This window comes from Olsenella sp. CU969 (assembly GCF_905219715.1).
In the GTDB taxonomy this organism is placed as follows: domain Bacteria; phylum Actinomycetota; class Coriobacteriia; order Coriobacteriales; family Atopobiaceae; genus Granulimonas; species Granulimonas faecalis.
In genome coordinates, this window is record NZ_CAJMXC010000145.1 from 1 (window position 1) to 1,795 (window position 1,795).

2 protein-coding genes are annotated in these 1,795 nt (G+C 75.6%); both read left to right on the forward strand.

The features are described 5' to 3' along the window. The first annotated feature begins 16 nt into the window (after window positions 1-16). Window positions 17-532, forward strand: a complete 516-nt coding sequence (locus JX283_RS08250; protein WP_204830146.1) for a molybdenum cofactor biosynthesis protein B — start codon at window positions 17-19, stop codon at window positions 530-532. A 1-nt stretch (window position 533) separates the two neighbouring features. Further along, on the forward strand, window positions 534-1,739 hold the full coding sequence (locus JX283_RS08255) for a glycosyltransferase family 4 protein (protein WP_204830145.1): 1,206 nt from the start codon (window positions 534-536) through the stop codon (window positions 1,737-1,739). Window positions 1,740-1,795 lie beyond the last annotated feature (56 nt).

The window sequence follows — 1,795 nt, forward strand, 5'->3', positions numbered from 1 at the left end:
CTCCGAGAGGAACGCCATGCCCCACGCCTGCCCCGACGCACCGTTCACCGCCGCCGTCCTCACCGTGTCGGACCGCGGCTCCCGCGGCGAGCGCCCCGACGGCAGCGGCCCCGCGGTCGCCGACCTCCTCGCCGAGAACGGCTTCTCCGTGGTGGACCGCGCCATCGTCCCCGACGGCGTGGAGCCGGTGGCGGCCGCGCTCCGCGGCTACGTGGCGCGCGACGTCGCCCTCGTGGTGACCACCGGCGGCACGGGCTTCTCGCCCCGCGACCTCACGCCCGAGGCCACGCTCCAGGTGGCGGAGCGCCTGTGCCCCGGCATCCCCGAGGCCATGCGCGCGGTGTCCCTGNCCAAGACGCCCCACGGCTGCCTTTCGCGCGAGGTGAGCGGCATCTGCGGCCGCACCCTCATCGTCAACGTGCCGGGCAGCCCGCGGGCGGCCGTGGAGAACCTCTCCGCCGTGGTGGGCGCCGTCTCCCACGGGCTCGCCATGCTCCGCGGCGGCACGGCCGACTGCGCGGCGGGGGCCTAGCATGCGCATCCTCAACGTGTCGGCACAGAAGCCCGACTCCACCGGCAGCGGCACGTACCTCTCGGCCCTCGTGCGCAGCGAGCTTGCCGCCGGCCACGAGGCCGCGGTGGTCTGCGGCATCGACGACGGCGACCCCCTGGACGCCGTTCCCGCCGGCGCCGCGGTCTACCCCGTGCGCTTCTGCACCGGGGAGCTCCCGTTCCACGTGTGCGGCATGAGCGANGTGATGCCCTACCCGGCCACGCGCTACCGCGACCTCACGCCGGCGGTGGAGGAGGCCTTCGTGCGTGCGTTCTCCCGGACGGTGCGCCGGGCCGTGGCGGGGCTCCGCCCCGACGTCGTGGTCTGCCACCACCTCTACCTCGCCACCTCCGTCGTGCGAGAGGTCGTGGACGGCATCCCCGTGGTGGCCGTGAGCCACTCCACGGACCTTCGGNNGCTCCGTCAGCACGGCCTCGGGCGCGACAGGATCGTCCCCGCCGTCCGCGCCCTCGACGGCGTCTGCGCCCTCCACGACGCGCAGGTCGAGGAGATCGCCGACGTCTTCTCCATCGACCCCGGAGCCGTCACGGTGGTGGGCGTGGGCTACGACCCGCAGGTCTTCCATCCCGACCCGGCCGTCCCCCGCGACCCCGGCTCCCTCCTCTTTGTGGGGAAGGTCTGCCGGGCCAAGGGCGTGCCGTCCCTGCTAGCCGCCGTCTCGTGCCTGGAGCGCGAGGGCCGGGGGCCGTCGCGGCTGCGCCTGGCCGGCGGGTGGGGGAGCGCCCAGGCGGAGTGCGACGCCATCCGCGCGACCGCGGAGGGGCTCTCCACCCCCGTGGAGTTCCTCGGGCGCCTGGACCCGGCGAGTCTCGCGGCGGAGTACCGCGCGGCCGACACCTTCGTGCTGCCGTCGTTCTTCGAGGGCCTGCCCCTCGTGGCCGTGGAGGCCCTGGCCTGCGGCTGCAAGGCGGTGCTCACGGACCTGCCGGGCGTGCGCCCCTGGCTCGCGGCCGGCCTGCCCGACGCCCCCGTGCGCTGGGTGGCGCCGCCCACGGTCACCGACGTCGACAAGCCCCGCCCCGACGAGCTCCCCGCCTTCGAGGCGCGGCTGGCCGGGCAGCTCGCGGCGTCCCTCGCGGACCCGGAGCCGTCGCTCGACGCCACGGCCCTCTCCTGGGACGCGGTGCTCGACCGGGTGCTCGCCGCCTCCGGCGCGGCGATGTGACACCGGTGCCNGACCCACCTGTCACGCGCCCTTTTCGATAATTCATGGCCCTGGGG